14 protein-coding genes are annotated in these 16,426 nt (G+C 55.7%); 10 read left to right on the top strand and 4 right to left on the bottom strand.

Annotated features, from left to right (window positions below):
* The first annotated feature begins 244 nt into the window (after positions 1-244).
* From EDC90_RS02120 to EDC90_RS02080, 9 genes are all read left to right on the top strand, one after another.
* Complete coding sequence (locus EDC90_RS02120) at positions 245-661, top strand: universal stress protein (protein ID WP_165972708.1); 417 nt, start codon at positions 245-247, stop codon at positions 659-661.
* A gap of 152 nt (positions 662-813) precedes the next feature.
* Positions 814-2,430, top strand: a complete 1,617-nt coding sequence (locus EDC90_RS02115) for a BCCT family transporter (RefSeq protein ID WP_132308060.1) — start codon at positions 814-816, stop codon at positions 2,428-2,430.
* Positions 2,431-2,648: 218 nt separating this feature from the next.
* Positions 2,649-4,727, top strand: a complete 2,079-nt coding sequence (locus EDC90_RS02110; RefSeq protein WP_132308058.1) for a hydantoinase/oxoprolinase family protein — start codon at positions 2,649-2,651, stop codon at positions 4,725-4,727.
* The gene (locus EDC90_RS02105; RefSeq protein WP_132308056.1) at positions 4,724-6,391 is read left to right on the top strand and encodes a hydantoinase B/oxoprolinase family protein; all 1,668 of its coding nucleotides are present in this window, start codon (positions 4,724-4,726) and stop codon (positions 6,389-6,391) included. The genes EDC90_RS02110 and EDC90_RS02105 overlap by 4 nt, the downstream gene beginning before the upstream one ends.
* A 43-nt stretch (positions 6,392-6,434) precedes the next feature.
* Positions 6,435-7,418 carry a TRAP transporter substrate-binding protein gene (locus tag EDC90_RS02100; RefSeq protein ID WP_132308054.1) on the top strand — a complete coding sequence of 328 codons (984 nt, stop codon included), beginning with the start codon at positions 6,435-6,437 and terminating at the stop codon, positions 7,416-7,418.
* 57 nt (positions 7,419-7,475) lie between these two features.
* Positions 7,476-8,000, top strand: a complete 525-nt coding sequence (locus EDC90_RS02095) for a TRAP transporter small permease subunit (RefSeq protein WP_132308052.1) — start codon at positions 7,476-7,478, stop codon at positions 7,998-8,000.
* Positions 7,993-9,282 (top strand): TRAP transporter large permease, encoded by a 1,290-nt coding sequence (locus EDC90_RS02090; RefSeq protein WP_132308050.1) that lies wholly within the window; start codon positions 7,993-7,995, stop codon positions 9,280-9,282. Before EDC90_RS02095 ends, EDC90_RS02090 begins: the two co-directional genes overlap by 8 nt.
* A complete protein-coding gene (locus EDC90_RS02085) occupies positions 9,279-10,001 on the top strand; it encodes a GntR family transcriptional regulator (protein ID WP_132308049.1) in 723 nt (240 codons plus the stop codon). The genes EDC90_RS02090 and EDC90_RS02085 overlap by 4 nt, the downstream gene beginning before the upstream one ends.
* 188 nt (positions 10,002-10,189) lie before the next feature.
* Positions 10,190-10,936, top strand: coding sequence for a Crp/Fnr family transcriptional regulator (locus tag EDC90_RS02080; protein WP_132308047.1), 747 nt, complete (start codon positions 10,190-10,192; stop codon positions 10,934-10,936).
* A 56-nt stretch (positions 10,937-10,992) separates the two neighbouring features.
* On the opposite strand, the gene EDC90_RS02075 is transcribed toward EDC90_RS02080, so the two are convergent.
* Positions 10,993-11,259 carry an SMc00767 family acetate metabolism repressor gene (locus EDC90_RS02075; RefSeq protein WP_132308045.1) on the bottom strand — a complete coding sequence of 89 codons (267 nt, stop codon included), beginning with the start codon at positions 11,257-11,259 and terminating at the stop codon, positions 10,993-10,995.
* A 67-nt stretch (positions 11,260-11,326) separates the two neighbouring features.
* Positions 11,327-12,613 carry an isocitrate lyase gene (gene aceA / locus EDC90_RS02070; RefSeq protein WP_132308043.1) on the bottom strand — a complete coding sequence of 429 codons (1,287 nt, stop codon included), beginning with the start codon at positions 12,611-12,613 and terminating at the stop codon, positions 11,327-11,329.
* 219 nt (positions 12,614-12,832) lie between these two features.
* On the opposite strand from aceA, the gene EDC90_RS02065 reads away from it, so the two are divergent.
* Positions 12,833-14,251: a helix-turn-helix domain-containing protein gene (locus EDC90_RS02065; protein WP_132308041.1), complete on the top strand. Its 1,419-nt coding sequence runs from the start codon at positions 12,833-12,835 to the stop codon at positions 14,249-14,251.
* 121 nt (positions 14,252-14,372) lie between these two features.
* Here the strand turns inward: EDC90_RS02065 and EDC90_RS02060 are convergent, their stop codons facing one another.
* Together EDC90_RS02060 and tenA are read right to left on the bottom strand one after the other, a co-directional pair.
* Positions 14,373-15,539, bottom strand: coding sequence for a nucleotide sugar dehydrogenase (locus EDC90_RS02060; protein WP_132308039.1), 1,167 nt, complete (start codon positions 15,537-15,539; stop codon positions 14,373-14,375).
* A 176-nt stretch (positions 15,540-15,715) separates the two neighbouring features.
* Complete coding sequence (gene tenA / locus EDC90_RS02055) at positions 15,716-16,417, bottom strand: thiaminase II (protein ID WP_132308037.1); 702 nt, start codon at positions 16,415-16,417, stop codon at positions 15,716-15,718.
* Positions 16,418-16,426: the final 9 nt, after the last annotated feature.

Here is a 16,426-nt window from a genome sequence, read left to right as displayed (position 1 = left end):
TGCCGATCATTTGCCACACGGTCCGGCCCGAGATGGCAAAGGCTTCGGCACCACTACAACCTTAAATTGATTTTGTGTGATAAGGTTGATTTGCGTGGTTGTTCCGGCCATGTTAATTCAACAAAAGTTAAATTTTTGACGCACAGTACATCCGGGTAATACACGCCCGGATGCAGAAATTATCTGGATGAACGGGCGTAGTTCAACGCTCAGGATCGAGACCGGCCGGGGACCGGAATAGTATATGTTTTCAAAGATTATGGTGCCAGTCGACCTGGCACATGTCGACAAGCTGAACCGGGGCCTGTCAGTGGCTGCCGATATGTCAAAACACTTTGATGCGCCGGTTGTCTATGTTGGTGTGACTTCGTCTGCGCCGGGTTCTCTGGGGCACAATCCGCGCGAATACGCGGCGCGGCTCAAGGCTTTCTGTGAGGCCCAGGCTCGCGAGTATGGCATTTCTGCCGAAAGTTACGTTGTGATTTCTCACGATCCTGCTGTCGATATGAACCGGAACCTTGCTGACGCAATCACAGAAACCGGATGTGATCTCGTTGTTATGGCGACACATGTTCCCAGACTGGGAGATCATTTCATGCACTCACATGGCGGACAGGTGGCAACACACACCAGCGCTTCGATTTTCCTCGTGCGTGGCTGAGCCATAGAGAGGCCCTTGGGAACGCAAGGCACCGGGTCGTGCGGCAAAAGGGCGGTTGAATATAAGTTATCTGTTCAAAAAGGTGCGGGGGAAGACTGGCTTTTGCGTCGGTCAGTGCCATTTGAAACTGGAATTCAAACAGGAGAGAACATATGAGCGACACGGGTATTCCCGAGCCAGAAGGTGAAACGGAGGTTATCGACACCGATTACGAGATCGGTCAGGACAATATTACCACCAATATCGGTCCGTTCGGCCTTGATGTTCATAACCCGGTTTTTCTCGTTTCCGGACTCATGGTCGTCGCATTTGTTATGGGGACGCTGGCATTCCAGCAGGAAGCCGCCTCTCTGTTTAACGGCATGCGTGACTGGCTGACATCAACGTTCGACTGGTTCTTTCTTCTGGCCGGGAACATTTTCGTTCTTCTCGGCATATTTCTGATTTTCTCGCCCTACGGCAAAATCCGGCTAGGTGGTGAAGACGCAACGCCAGACTATTCTTACTCCGGCTGGTTTGCGATGCTGTTTGCCGCCGGTATGGGCATCGGGCTGATGTTTTATGGCGTGTCTGAGCCGATCTCGCATTATACCAGTTCCGTGGCGGCAAATGCAGGCGCTCCTGAAAGCTGGGCGCCTTTGGGAGGCGCACCGGGAAACGAGGCTGAGGCCCGTAGTCTGGCGATGGCCGCCACGATCTTCCATTGGGCGCTTCACCCGTGGGCGATTTATGCCGTCGTTGGCCTCGCGCTTGCGCTTTTTGCCTACAACAAGGGGCTGCCCTTGTCGGTCCGTTCGGTCTTTTATCCGATCTTCGGCGAGCGCGTGTGGGGCTGGACCGGCCATATCATCGATATTCTGGCTGTGCTCGCAACTTTGTTTGGTCTTGCCACCTCATTGGGTGTTGGCGCAGAACAGGCGGCTTCCGGGCTCAATCATATCTTCGGCATGCCGGTGAATGACTATTCCAAGGTGATTTTGATCCTCGCGATTACCGGGGTCGCGCTGATATCAGTCGTTGCGGGTATGGATTCGGGTGTTAAGCGCTTGTCAGAGATCAATATGGGGCTGGCTTTCCTTTTGATGATGTTCGTCGTTATCGTGGGTCCGACCTGGGCGATTATCAGCGGCTTTTTCTCCAATCTTTATGAGTATGGTCGCTATCTGCCGGAGCTTGCCAATCCCTTTGGGCGGACAGACAAAAACTTCCTGCACGGCTGGACGGCGTTTTACTGGGCATGGTGGATCTCCTGGTCGCCGTTTGTGGGCATGTTTATTGCGCGTGTGTCGCGCGGCCGTACTGTTCGTGAGTTCGTGACCTGTGTTCTGGTCATTCCTTCGGTTGTCTCCGTGATCTGGATGACGGTCTTTGGTGACACGGCTATCCGCGAAATCATCGTCAACAATTACGAAGCGCTGGCTCAGGCACCGCTTTCGCTGAAGCTCTTTGTGATGCTGGAAGCTCTTCCGCTTCAGGCGATCACATCCTTCATCGGGATCGTTCTGGTGATCGTATTCTTTGTGACATCGTCTGACTCCGGCTCAATCGTTATCGATACAATCACTGCTGGCGGTAAGGTCGATGCGCCGGTGCCGCAGCGTGTTTTCTGGGCAACGTTTGAGGGCCTTGTCGCAATCGCACTGCTTTTGGGGGGCGGACTGGCTGCCTTGCAGGCGATGGCTGTTTCAACCGGTTTCCCATTCACAATCATCCTGCTTCTGGCATGTTTCTCGATTGTGCAGGGATTGCGGAACGAACCGCGCAGCTAACAGATACAACATTACAGCATCGTGCATCCATTCGGATGCACGATGCTGTAAGTTCTTCAGCCGGTTGCCATCAGGTGGCCGGCTTTCTTGTTTCCAGTTGAAGTCTAATGATGCGGGTGTCTGGCGACATGCTATAGTGGTTCAATCTTTTACGGAAAAGTTGAACGAATATCCGGGCTGTGATTGACGCACCTTGAAATGTACGTACTAATAAGAGCATGAACAGACTTGCGATCGATATTGGCGGCACATTCACAGACATCGTTCTGGAAAGTGGTGGCCTCACCTCACTGAAAGTCCTGACGACGCCGCAGACACCTGAGGTCGCGGCGATGGAAGGTGCATCGGCTTTGCTTGATGCATCTGGCGTCTCTTTCAGCTCGCTTTCAACCGTTGTCCACGGAACGACACTGGCGACAAATGCGCTCATTGAAAGGCGCGGTGCCCGAACTGCGCTGATCACCACGGAAGGCTTTCGTGATGTGCTGGAGATGGCCTATGAACGCCGCTTCGATCAATATGATGTCGATATTGAACTTCCTGAGCCTTTGGTGCCACGAGAACTGCGGCTTCCGGTTAAAGAGCGTATGGACGCTTATGGCCAGCCGCTGACAGAGCCTGATGAGGCTGAGATTGATCGCATTGCGGACGTGTTGAAAAGGGAGAACGTCGAGGCGGTTGCTATCGGCTTTCTGCATTCAACTGCGAATGACGCGCACGAACGCCGCGTCGCAGACTGGCTTTCAAGACGTCTCGATCCTGAGGTGACGATCTGCCTCAGCAGCGAAGTGTCGCCGGAAATCCGTGAATATGAACGGTTCTCCACCGTTTGCGCCAATGCCTATGTCCGGCCTTTGATGTCCCGCTATCTGCACCGGTTCGACGACGCGCTTCGTTTGCGTGGCTTTTCCGGTGAATTTATGCTGATGCTGTCTGGTGGCGGGCTCACGACTGTGGAACAGGCGGCACGCATGCCGATCCGCCTGCTGGAATCAGGGCCGGCGGGTGGTGTCGCGCTTGGAGCGCGGGTTTCCCGCGAGCTTGAAATTGAGCACATGCTGGCGCTGGATATGGGCGGAACCACAGCCAAGATCTGTTTTCTCGATGCTGGAACGCCTGATACGGCACGACGCTTTGAGATTGCACGGGCCTGGCGCAACAAGAAAGGCAGTGGCCTGCCTGTGCGCATTCCGACCACAGAACTGGTGGAGATCGGGGCCGGTGGCGGATCCATCGCCCGGCGTGACAGGCTCGGGCGTCTTGCCGTCGGTCCGCAAAGTTCAGGCGCTGTGCCAGGTCCTGCCTGCTACGGTCTTGGCGGAAGCGATGCAACGATCACGGATGCCAACGTCGTTTTGGGCAAACTGTTGCCAGACGGGTTCGCGGGCGGACGACTGAACCTCCGTCGTGATCTGGCTGAAAATGCTGTCAGCAGAAATGTTGCCGAGCCATTGGGTATGAGTGGTCAAGGCTGGGCCGCCGCAGGCATTGTCGAGGTCGGCGAGGAGGCCATGGCCAATGCCGCACGCGTACACGCGATTGAGCGTGGCAAGGATGTTTCGCGATACACGCTGATGGCATCCGGTGGTGCCGGTCCGCTGCACGCCGTGCGTATCGCTGAAAAACTCGGCATCTCCAAGGTCGTTATTCCTGCATTTGCGGGCGTGGGCTCGGCCGTTGGTTTTTTAAGCGCCCCGATTGCCTATGAAGTGGCGCGCAGCGTTCTTGCCTCAACGGACCAGATTGATATCGCCCGGCTTTCAGCGCTGCAGGCGGAAATGGCCGACGAAGCGCTGGCAGTTGTTGCTCCGGCCCTTAAAGGAACCGGCACGGCCGAAATCGTGCTGGCGGCTGAGCTGCGCTACGAGGGGCAGGGGCATGCTTTGCGGGTTGCATTGCCGAAGCCTGTGGAAAGTGAAGCCGATGTTGCGGTGATGATGCAAGCTTTTGTCGAAACCTATCACGCCGTATATGGATCAGCTATGCGCGACAACGCCATTGAGCTGGTCGCTCTGACACTGACCGCAAAGGGGCCTGAGCAGCCAACAGCTGAGAGGCCCATGGCCGGAAAGCTTCATCCTGCGACAGTAAATGCGCGGGTGCCTCTGTTCGAAACATCAGCTGGCGGAATGGTTGAGGCGGGGCAGGTACTTCGGCACAATGCGGCTGCAGGCGCTTCGTTTGCAGGCCCGGCGCTCGTTTCTGAAGACCAGACGACAACCTATACGCCAACCGGCTGGCGTGGTGTTTTCCATCCATTTGGACATATCGTGCTCGAACGGGAGGCCAGCCAATGACGTTTCAGGGCAAGAGCGACCTTTCCGATGCCGATATCATCGCCATGAATGTGATGTGGAACCGGCTGATTTCTGTTTGTGAAGAGCAGGCGAACGCTTTGTTGCGCGTTGCTTTCGGCGCAATTGTGCGCGAGGCCGGCGATCTTTCCGCAGGCATATTCGATGCCGAAGGCCGGATGATGGCGCAGGCCGTCACGGGAACGCCGGGCCATGTGAACACAATGGCCAGATCGGTTCTGGCGATGCTGGCCTACGCGCCGCCCGAAACGCTGAAAGACGGCGATGTGCTGGTTACCAATGATCCGTGGCTGGGTGCAGGGCATGTGTTTGACTTTGTGGTGGTCACGCCGGTTTTTAAAGATCAGATGATCGTCGGCTATATCGCTTCCACCTGCCATGTCGTTGATATTGGCGGTCTCGGCTGGTCGGCAGAAGCCCGCTCGGTTTTTGAGGAAGGTGTGACCATACCGGTGACGAAGCTGCGCCGTGAAGGTGTCATCAATGATGAGCTTCTGGCACTTGTGGCGGCCAATTCGCGTGTTCCACGTGAAGCACGCGGCGATATTGTCTCGCTGATGAGCTGCAATGATGAGGGGCGCAAGCGGCTGGTCGCGCTGATGGACGAATATAACATGTCGTCGCTGGGATCACTGGCAGACTTTATTTTCGAAAGATCAGCGCGCGCCACTCACGCTGCGATTGCCGAGGTCCCACCCGGAGAATACTGCGCTGAGGCCGAGCTTGACGGATATGACAAGCCAATCCGGTTAAAAGCCCGGATGGTGGTGAAGGACGGAACAATCAGCGTTGACCTTTCCGGTTCATCGCCCGCTATCGACAAAGGTATCAACTGCCCGCTGAGCTATAGTCAGGCCTATGCGTCCTTCGGCATCAAGGTGGCCGTTGCGCCAGATGTGCCGAACAACCATGCCTCGCTTGAGCCAATCCGCATTGATGCTGAGCCCGGGCTTGTTGTCAGCGCCGAGCGGCCATGGCCTGTTACGGCGCGTCACGTTGTCGGGCAGGCTTTGCCGGATCTCATGCTGGGCTGTCTTGCCAAAGCGATGCCAGGGCGTATTCTGGCTGAAAGTGCCGGTGCTTTGTGGGTTCTGGCAATTTCCGCTGAAGGTGAGGGGGCTTTTGCCTCGTTGAATGTGGCGCTTGGCGGCATGGGCGCGCGCCCTGCCTCCGACGGACTTTCGACGACCGCATTTCCATCAGGTGTGGGCAGTGTTCCTGTTGAGATTGCAGAGACAGCAGCGCCGCTGATCTTTACACAGAAGGAATTTGCCCCTGACAGTGGTGGCGCAGGGACGTTTCGTGGTGGATTGGGGCAGAAAATCCGGGTCCGCTCAAGTCGCGGTCAGCGCCTGAACCTTTCGGCGGCGGCATTCGAGCGTCTTAAAAAAGGCGCTGCCGGGCGCGATGGCGGGCTTCCGGGAGCTCCGGGGCAGGCGTCGATTTCCGACGGAACCTCTATCACCAGCAAAGGGCTTTACGCGATTCCTGCTGGAGAAGAGCTGATTTTGCAAACGCCCGGTGGCGGTGGTTTCGGCCCGCCCGAAAAGCGCAGCGCCGAGAAGCTGGAACAGGATCTCAGGCGAGGCCTTGTCAGCAGCAAGGCTGCGGATCATCATGACATGAAAAACAAAGATAATAATTAGGGGGCAGGGGCGCAGCCTGTTCATCGCAAAGGAGAAACAGCGCATGAGGAAATGCAACGCACTGGTATTCGGCGCTATAACGGCGCTTTACGGATCAACGGCTCTGGCTGAGACAAGCTGGGACTTTACGACACCGTGGCCGGACTCCAATTTTCAGGCTCAGGCGGCCCGGGAGTTTGCCGAGGCCGTGGATGAAGCCACCGACGGTGCCGTCAAGATCAATGTTCTCAATGCCGGAGAAATCGGCGTCAGCGGCAGCCAGAGCATGTCGGCCGTTGAAACCGGTATTGTTCAGATGGCTGATTTCCTGCTGTTCCTGCAAGCTGGCGAGGAGCCACTTCTGTCGATCGATACATTGCCCTATCTGATCCAGGGACAGGATGAGATGGCGACTTTCCTTGAGGTTGCTGATCCCGTCTATCAGGAGATCGCCAAAGCGCATAATCAGAAGATTCTGTATTACGTCCCATGGCCTTCACCGGGGTTGTATTCGAAAGAGCCAATAACATCAGCTGCCGACCTTGATGGACAGCGCATCCGGGCGTTCAATCCGGCTAGTTTTGAGTTTCTGACCCGTCTTGGTGCAGCACCGCTGGAAATGCCATGGGGCGATGTCGTACCGGCACTGGCAGCCGGAACTATTGACGGCGTTGCCACGTCAACTTCGTCCGGTGTGGACGGCAAGCTCTGGGATTCGACGTCCTATTTCAATCCGTTGCAGTGGTCGACATCGACCGATGCCGTGACTGTGAGTCTTGATGCCTGGGATGCGCTTACGGACGATGAACAGCAGGCGATTATGGATGTCGCCGAAGCCATGGAGTCTGAATTCTGGGCGATGAGCGCGGCTGAAGATGACGGGAAAACCGACATTCTTATTGAAAACGGCATGACCGTGACAGAAGCCGATGCCAGCATGAAGCAGACCATGTCTGAAGCCGGTCAGGCAATGTGGGCGGATTTCGTGGAACGCGTGCCCGAAGCCGGACCAATCATCGAGCAGTACACCGAAGCTGCTGGCAAGTAACAAAATGCGGTGCGCCGGCTTCTGGCTGGCGTTCCGCTCCTAGCAAGAAGTGCAAGCATGATCCGCGCCTTTCTTTTATTCACGGACTGGACGGCCCGTATTTCAGAATTTGTGGCGACCGTCCTGCTCTACGCTTTCTGCGCGATGATGCTGGGCGAAGTGTTCAGCCGCGGCTTTCTTAACCAAAGTCTGGCGTTCTCGTGGGAGTATTCCGGGTTTGCGATGGCGGGCGTGTTTCTCCTCGGTCTTGGCCCCGCGCTCCGCCATGGCAAGCAGGTTCGCGTCACGCTTTTGTTGTCGCGCGGTGGTCCAGACTTTAGCCGCAGCATCGAGATTATTGCGACGGTTGTTGCCATTGTTCTGGCTGTTTTCATGCTTGAGGCATTCTGGACGACCTTTCTGACCTCGTTTGAGCGCGGGCTGAGGCAGCCGAGTTATATGAATACGCCGCTTGCGATCCCACAGTCACTGGCCGTTGCCGGAGCTGTGGAGTTTGTGCTCGCTCTGATGGCCCGGCTTGTGCGTCTGGTCATTCGTGAAGAGCCGGAGCTGCACGAAACCGGGGAGATTGCCGGTGATTGAAATCGCGCTTGTCACTGTCCTGCTATTTGCGGTTTTGCTTCTGGGGTCGGTCTGGGTCGGGCTTTCGCTGTTCGGTGTCGGCTACATTTTGTTGTCGGTCTACAAACCCAATATTCCGCTCGAAGCGTTTGCGGGAAAGCTGATGTGGCAGGCCGGGACAGCGCAGGAATTGCTGGCGCTGCCACTCTTCATTCTGATGAGCGACATACTGGTGACGGCAAGGCTCGGGCGTTCCCTGTTTTCCGGACTCGCACCGTGGGTTAGCCGTCTGCCCGGCGGTCTGGTGCATGTCAATGTTGCCGGATCCACGCTCTTTGCTGCCGTCTCCGGTTCGTCCGCTGCCACGACGGCGATTGTCGGAAGGGTGACGCTGCCCGAGCTTTTTGCCCGCGGCTATGACCGGAAATTGGCGATCGGATCGCTGGCAGGCGCAGGCACGCTTGGTTTTCTCATTCCGCCGTCCATCATCATGATCATCTATGGGGTGATCTCGGAGCAGAGCATTCTGAGGCTTTTTGTTGCCGGTATCGTGCCTGGATTGCTGCTTGCTGTGCTTTACAGCACCTATATCGCCGTCCATCACAGTCTTTCCGGCAGTCGTGAAACTGCAGGAAGTTTCAGCTGGGCTGAGCGCTGGCGCGGTCTCCGCGATATCGGGCCGATGGTGGCTTTGATTGCCGGTATCATGGGTGCCTTGTATCTGGGACTTGCCAGCCCGACCGAGCTGGCGTCTGTCGGTGTGCTGGGCGCGATCATTCTATCGGCTTTTCGTGGCGAACTGAATTTTAGAAATCTCGCCATTGCCGGAAAGAGCGCGGTGCGCACTAGCGCGATGATGGGGCTTATTCTTATGGGGGCTGCGCTTTTGAATGCATCTCTCGGCTTTCTCGGCTTGCCCCGCGCTGTCGCAGGGTGGATTGCGGCACTTGACCTGGCTCCGTTTGCGCTGATTGCCCTGCTTCTGGTTTTTTATGTGCTGATCGGCATGTTTCTGGATGGCACTTCAATCATTGTTATGACGCTGCCGATTACTCTACCATTGGTTACATCTTCTGGTTTTGATCCGATTTGGTTTGGCATTTTTGTTGTAGTTGCGGTAGAAATATCGCAAATAACGCCACCAATTGGTTTCAACCTGTTCGTCATTCAGGCGCAGACCGGTGAGAAAGTCGGAAACCTCGTCCGCGCGGTCTTTCCGTTTTTTCTCATTCTCGTCGGTTTTGCCCTGCTACTGGCGATATTCCCGGAGATTGCTCTCTGGTTGCCTGGAAAGATGAAATGAGTGCACCCCGTCACAAGCTTCTAACACGTTCTCTCCGCGACGAAATCGTATCAGGACGCTGGAAAGTCGGCGACCGGCTTCCGCCCGAAGTGGATTTCGCTGCCGAGCGGGGTGTGAGCCGGACGACATTGCGTCGGGCCTTGAGCGAGCTTGAATCCGAGGGGCTGGTGGCACGGCGCAAACGGGTCGGTACGATTGTCGCCTCTCAGGTTCCGCAGCAGCATTTTCGGATGGCGACCAATGGTATGCCTGAATTGATGCGCGTCACGCGTGAAACCGTTCTGGATATCTGGACCTCACGGCATATCGAAAATCACTCCGATCCGGCACTGGGCGGGCGCGAAAGTCCGACAGGCTACTGGCTCGAAGTCGTGGGCGTGCGGCGTATTCCGGGCCGTTTGAGGCCGTTCAACTGGACCAGGATGTTCGTATCCGGCCCTTATGCCGGTATAGAGCCTTCGCTTTCACGGCATAATGTCGGCTCCATTTATGCGTTGATTGAGGAGATGTTCAGCCGCCCGGTTGTCCGTGTATCGCAAAGCGTCAACGCCGTTGTCTGTCCGCCGATTGCCGCTGATGCCATCGGTCTGTCACCTGATGCGCCTGCTTTACAGATTGATGCCGATCTTTACAGCCATAATGACGAGTTGATCGAGATATCGCAGGCGATTTATGACCCGGCCCGGTTTCAGGTTCGCACAGACGTGCTTGTGAAATAGCGCATCAGTTACTGGTTCGTCGCTTCTGGTGCAAACAGTTGCTGTTTGTTGTTTTCGAATAACTTTGTTTCTGCACTAAGCTGCATATTCCCTTTTGCGCCGTAAAAGGCTAAGCCTTTGAATTCAGGGGTTAAGGGGCGTTTTTCGAACGGCCTCACAGGCGCGATGCCGACGATCAGGGGTGTACAATGAGTGAAGCGGCAAAAAGCTGTCTGATTCAGAAACTATCTCATTATGTCACGCTCGATCAGACTTCACTTGAAAATCTCGCCGAACTGGAACGTGATGAGCGTATATTTAAGCGTCAGGACGAAGTTTATCAGGGGGGAGAGCGCAATGCGAACCTCTACGTTGTCAAAAGAGGCTGGCTTTATAGCTATACCGACCTGATGGATGGCCGTCGCCAGATTGTTGAAATCCATCATCCGGGCGATATTGTCGGTTTTCCCGATATTGCGTTTCATGAAACGACAACCGTGTTGCGCGCCGCTGAGGATGTATGTCTTTGTCCGTTTCCGAAGGTCGCGCTCAAGAAGGTGTTTCGGGATGCGCAGCAGCTTTCGGCACTGCTGTTCACACTGTCGATCCGCAATCAGGTGATCCTGATTGATTTTCTGCGGGCCATGGGGCGGATGAGTGCGCGTGAGCGCATCGCCTATCTGGTGCTGGATATGCTGGCTCGCTTAAGAATTGCCAATAAGTCCGTGACAGATACGTTTAATCTCCCGCTCAATCAGACAGAGATTTCAGACATTCTCGGGCTGACCAATGTTTATGTCAGCAGGAGTTTCACCGCTCTTGAGAAGGAAGGGCTGATTGAGCGGTACAACGGCACAATCCGCATTCTGCAGGAGGCACGTCTTGCCGAAATGTGCGACTTCTTTGATCGCCATTCGGATCTCGATACCGCTTGGTTTCCCGCTTCCAATACCTGATGTCCTGCCGGGGCGGGCATAGACCCGCCGCCGGCAAAGAACGGCCTCTGTCGGTTTCAGTGTTCGCTGTCCTCCATGGCCGGTTCGTCAACCGGACCGGCGATAATCAGCGGTGTCAGCAGGTCGCCCCAACTCCCCTTGCCGCAATGGTGGCGGGCAGAGCGGATCAGTTCGACAGAAATGCCCGCGTCAACCGCCCGCATGACCGACTGGTTCAGCCGGTGCAGATCATTGGCAATCATGCGGATGGCTGCTTGCTGCTCTGTCGTCATCCGCGTTGTCTGTGCTTCGGCACGTTCCTTCACGTTGAGCTTCGGTGTCATGTCTTTTTCCTCCTCATTTTGAATGCAGGGCCGCTCCGCTCCTCTTCGAAACGGCTGCTGGTTCGGTTTATTCTGCAGCCTGGAACTGCGCGGATTCGGTGGATTCACCCATGGCCGTGGTTGAGCCGGTTCCGCCGGTAATCGCCATGGAGACAGCATCAAAATAGCCGGTGCCGACTTCGCGCTGGTGCTTGGTGGCGGTGTATCCGTTGGCTTCTGCGGCAAATTCAGCCTGCTGGAGCTCGGAATAGGCCGCCATCTGCCGGTCCTTATAGCCGCGGGCAAGCTCGAACATGCCGTGGTTTAGTTGATGGAAACCGGCCAGTGTTATGAACTGAAACTTGTAGCCCATCGCTCCCAGCTCGCGCTGGAATTTCGCGATCGTCGCCTCATCCAGATTTTGTCTCCAGTTGAAGGATGGAGAGCAATTATAGGCCAACAGCTTGTCCGGGTGATGCCTGCGAACACCTTCGGCAAATCTACGCGCCTGCTCCAGATCGGGTTTGGATGTCTCGCACCAGATGAGGTCGCAATAGGGCGCATAGGCAATAGCACGGGCAATGCAGGGTTCCAGGCCATTTCGAACCCGGTAAAAGCCTTCTGCTGTTCGGCCTGCATCATAATCGACAAATGGTCGGTCGCGCTCATCAATATCCGAGGTCAGGAGCTTGGCGGCCTCGGCATCTGTGCGGGCAATCACAAGCGATGGCACGCCCATGACATCGGCCGCCAGACGGGCGGCCGTCAGATTGCGGATATGGGCCGCTGTCGGAATCAGAACCTTGCCGCCCAGATGACCGCATTTCTTCTCCGATGCCAGTTGGTCTTCGAAATGGACACCTGCGGCACCCGCCTCAATATAGGCTTTCATGATCTCAAAAGCGTTGAGCGGCCCTCCGAAACCGGCCTCGGCATCGGCAACGATCGGCGCAAACCAGTCTTCGACGGAAAGGCCTTTTCCCTCGGAGGTTTCGATCTGGTCAGCCCGTTGCAGTGTCTTGTTGATGCGTTTGGCAAGTTCCGGCCCGGCATTGGCAGGATAAAGCGACTGGTCGGGATACATGGCTGAGGCCGTATTGGCATCGGCTGCAACCTGCCAGCCGGACAGATAAATGGCCTTCAGCCCCGCGCGCACCATCTGCATTGCCTGATTGCCGGACAATGCCCCCAGCGCGTTGACGAAATCCTCTTGATGGATGAGTTGCCAGAGCCTGTTTGCGCCCGCTTCTGCCAGTGTATACCGGATCGGCATGGAGCCACGCAGTCGCATGACATCATCGACGCTATAGCTGCGTTCAATACCATCAAAGCGGCCTTTTGGGGCGGAACCAACCAAAGTGTAAAAATCTGTCATTGTTTTGCTCCTCTCAAATCAGATCTCATGGTGTTCAGAATGAAGTCGGTCTGAAACACACATGATATGTGACAGTTTTTACTTATCTTAATGTTGTCTTTCCATAGAATTAGCAAATATCAGCTTGAAATTCGGGTTGTCTTGTTTTGAAATTGACTATTGGCATTTGTAAATTTGTGAATATTGTAAAAACTCAATTGTCATCAACGGGAGGAAAAAATGGCGCAAAACAAGATCTTTGCCGGGCCACGCCTGCGCCGTCTTCGCCGTGAGCGCGACCTCACGCAGACAGCTATGGCCGAAGCCCTTTCAATTTCGCCATCCTATCTCAATCTGATCGAGCGCAATCAGCGGCCGTTGACGGTGCAGCTCCTGCTCAAACTGGCAAGCGTTTATGACTTCGACGTCGCGGCCCTTCAGGGCGAAAGCGGTGGAACGATCAGCCAGTTGAAATCAGTCTTTTCCGATCCGCTTCTGGCGGGTGAGCTGCCGGGGGATCAGGAACTTGTGGAGGTGGCCGAGGCTGCGCCCAATGCGGCCATTGGGCTGATCCGGCTTTACCGTGCCTATTGCGAGCAGGCGGAAAGGCTGTCGGATCTCACCGCGCTTCTCGCCAGTGAGGGCAAGGAAACCGGGCATTCCGGCAAGCGGTTACCGCATGAAGAGGTGCGCGACAGTCTTTCGCGACGGCCATTCTTCTTTGATGCAATTGATGCTGCGGCGGAAGCGCTTCATGTAGAGCTGGCGCCGGGCGATGATGCGGGTGCTGCCTTGAAAACCTGGCTGAGGGAAAAGCATGGTATTGCCGTCAGAATTCTGCCACCGGGCGCGCTCGTCAATCTGGGCCGCCGGTTCGACCGGCATACGATGCGCCTTTTCATCTCGGCCCGTTTCTCGCCTTATGACCGTGTGCGGGAGATCGCCGTCGAGGTCGCCTTGCTGGCACTCTGGCAACCGATTGATAAAGCCGTTCATGACCTTGCATTGAGCAGCGACGAGGCGAGACGGCTCGCGCGCTTCGAGCTTGCGCATTATGCGGCGCTGGCACTGATCATGCCCTATGGGCCTTTTGTCGAAGCAGCAAGGCGTGTTCAGTATGACTGTGCGGCTCTTGCAGGGCGTTTCTCGGTCTCATTTGAGCAAGCCGCCATAAGGCTTGTCTCACTTCAGCGCCCCGAAAATTCCGGTCTGAAGTTTTTCGCGCTTGAGGTGGATCGGGCCGGGAACCTGTTGCGCCGTCTGGGAGCGGAGGGCTTTCCCCATGCCGGATTTCGAGGCGAGTGCCCGCGTCTCGGGGTTTATGATACTTTTTCCAGACCCGGCCGGCTGGCGATGGAAAAGGCTGAACTGTCCGATGGCAGCGCTTTCCTTCTGCTCTCGCGCACACTTGAAGCGCCGGAGCCCATCCTCAATGAACCGCCACGCCAGACCGCGCTTGTGCTCGGGCTCGACTGGTCCGCTGCTGAAAGCACAGTTTATGGCAAGACAATGGGCGCAGCACCCTCAACCGTGCCAATTGGCCCGGTTTGTCGTCTCTGTGAGCGGCCCGGCTGCATTTCCCGCGCGGCACCTCCTGTCACGCGGCCATTGGGGCTGGATGAGCAGGCCGCAGGACTTTCAACGTTTGATTTTCGCTGACAGCGTTGACGGCCTCTTCTTAGAGCGCTTCCGCCATTCATGGAAACGCGCAACCGCTCTATCTCTTTGTTATGACGCATTTTCGCGGACGTCAGATGTTTCCATCTGACTGCGAAATGCTCTAGTCGGAGCCGAACAGATCGCGCGTGAAGATTTTGTTTGTGACATCGCGAATGTCGTCGGTAATCCGGTTGGCGACAATGATGTCGGCTTCATTCTTGAAGGTCTCCAGATCATTGATGACCGGTGATCGAAAGAACTCAGGCTCTGTCAGAACGGGTTCATAAACGATGACCCTGATGCCCTTGGCCTTGATCCGTTTCATGATCCCCTGAACGGAAGAATCGCGGAAATTGTCAGAGCCGGATTTCATCACAAGCCTATAAATGCCGACGGTTTCCGGCTGCTTTGCAATGATCTGCTCTGCGATGAAATCCTTGCGCGTTGTGTTGGCGTCAACAATGGCGCGGATCAGGTTTTGCGGAACATCTGAGTAATTGGCGAGAAGCTGGCGCGTATCTTTGGGCAGGCAATATCCGCCGTAGCCGAAGGAGGGATTGTTGTAATGGCTGCCAATTCTGGGGTCGAGGCCGATGCCGTCGATAATCTGGCGTGTATCCATGCCATGGGCCATGGCATAGCTGTCCAGTTCGTTGAAATAGGCAACGCGCATGGCAAGATAGGTATTGGCGAAAAGCTTGATGGCCTCGGCCTCGGATGGGTTGGTGAACAGCACCGGCGCATCCTTGGTGATGGCGCCTTCCATCAAAAGGTCAGCAAAGGTTTGTGCACGTTCGGACCGGTCGCCAACGATGATACGTGAAGGATGCAGGTTATCGTAGAGCGCGCGCCCTTCGCGTAAGAACTCCGGTGAAAACAGGATCCGGACAGTGTCAAACTCATGCCGGACCCGTTCGATGAAGCCAACTGGGATGGTTGACTTGATCACGATGGTCGCTGCCGGATTGACCCCGCGAACCTCAGCGATCACGGATTCGACCGATGATGTGTCGAAATAGTTGGTCTCGGTATTGTAATTGGTGGGCGTCGCGACGATCACAAAGTCTGCGCCTTCAAAGGCTACGGTGGAATCTGTTGTCGCTGTCAGATCAAGAGCCCGGTTGGCAAGAAAGTCCTCGATCTCGGCGTCGACGATCGGACTTTTTCCGGCATTGACCGTGGCAATGCGGTCGGCATTCAGGTCAACGGCAACGACATGATGGTTTTGGGCAAGCAATACGGCGTTGGATAATCCGACATATCCGACCCCTGCGACGGCGATCTTCATAACAGCCCTCTTTAACGACAAACCTCAGCCCGAGTGAGACTTTTCACATCTCCGGTAACCCGACTCTATGAAGAGGGTTAGAACATGACCGTCATTTATGCAAAATCATTCTTATGTCAGGGGCGGCAAGCCAGCGTTTGGGGCGATGTTGTCGCGCTGGCTTGCCGTCCGTCCGTTCAGACCCGCCAGCTTTCAAGCTCCGAAGCTGTCTGCCAGAACATCCACTCATACTGGGATGCCCGCCTAAAGACATCGAGCATTTTCTGCCGTTCGGCGGGAGAAGCTGATGCGGCTGCCGCGTCGGTCAGTGCAATCACCGCCCGGGCACCGTCTGCAAAATTCTCATCGCCATAGGTATCGATCCATGCCTGATATGGATTGCCCGCAACCTTTGGCATTGCCTTCATGCGCTCACCGACATCGTAGTAAATCCAAAAGCAGGGCAAAATCGCCGAAAGGCCGATAGCATAAGATGAAGACTGGACCGTTGCCATGATGAAATTAACATAGGCAAAGCCGCTGGGCGACGCGGTTGCGCTTTCCAGATCCTGAAAAGACAAGCCGAAGCTTTCAAGAAAACCGGAATGAAGACCATGTTCCACCTGAAGCGCGCGCTGCGAGGATTCCAGAAAGCGCATCATCTGGGCGCTGTCCGGGGCTTTTGAAGCGACGATGGCCAGAGCCCGTGCATATTCTTTAAGATAAAGGGCGTCCTGCTGAATATAATTCAGAAAGACGTCCTTGCTTAGGGAGCCGTTGGCCAGCTCTTCCAGCAAAGGGAGGTCTTCAATCGCTTTTCGGACTGGGGCAATCAACGTCCATGCCTCTTCGGAAAAGGCGCGTGTTTCGCTGTTTGCTATTTTGGCTGATCCATGCATGGTTTGCGT

It is taken from the genome of Martelella mediterranea (assembly GCF_004342225.1).
Lineage (GTDB): Bacteria > Pseudomonadota > Alphaproteobacteria > Rhizobiales > Rhizobiaceae > Martelella > Martelella mediterranea_B.
The sequence above is the reverse complement of the archived record's forward strand: the minus strand, read 5'-3'. Positions and strand labels throughout refer to the sequence as shown.

Coding starts and splice junctions, on each gene's coding strand:
- EDC90_RS02085 (WP_132308049.1), top strand. CDS start 9,279: ATGAGTGCACCCCGTCACAAGCTTCTAACACGTTCTCTCCGCGACGAA.
- EDC90_RS02115 (WP_132308060.1), top strand. CDS start 814: ATGAGCGACACGGGTATTCCCGAGCCAGAAGGTGAAACGGAGGTTATC.
- EDC90_RS02095 (WP_132308052.1), top strand. CDS start 7,476: ATGATCCGCGCCTTTCTTTTATTCACGGACTGGACGGCCCGTATTTCA.
- EDC90_RS02110 (WP_132308058.1), top strand. CDS start 2,649: ATGAACAGACTTGCGATCGATATTGGCGGCACATTCACAGACATCGTT.
- EDC90_RS02100 (WP_132308054.1), top strand. CDS start 6,435: ATGAGGAAATGCAACGCACTGGTATTCGGCGCTATAACGGCGCTTTAC.
- tenA (WP_132308037.1), bottom strand. CDS start 16,417: ATGCATGGATCAGCCAAAATAGCAAACAGCGAAACACGCGCCTTTTCC.
- EDC90_RS02105 (WP_132308056.1), top strand. CDS start 4,724: ATGACGTTTCAGGGCAAGAGCGACCTTTCCGATGCCGATATCATCGCC.
- aceA (WP_132308043.1), bottom strand. CDS start 12,613: ATGACAGATTTTTACACTTTGGTTGGTTCCGCCCCAAAAGGCCGCTTT.
- EDC90_RS02120 (WP_165972708.1), top strand. CDS start 245: ATGTTTTCAAAGATTATGGTGCCAGTCGACCTGGCACATGTCGACAAG.
- EDC90_RS02060 (WP_132308039.1), bottom strand. CDS start 15,539: ATGAAGATCGCCGTCGCAGGGGTCGGATATGTCGGATTATCCAACGCC.
- EDC90_RS02080 (WP_132308047.1), top strand. CDS start 10,190: ATGAGTGAAGCGGCAAAAAGCTGTCTGATTCAGAAACTATCTCATTAT.
- EDC90_RS02075 (WP_132308045.1), bottom strand. CDS start 11,259: ATGACACCGAAGCTCAACGTGAAGGAACGTGCCGAAGCACAGACAACG.
- EDC90_RS02065 (WP_132308041.1), top strand. CDS start 12,833: ATGGCGCAAAACAAGATCTTTGCCGGGCCACGCCTGCGCCGTCTTCGC.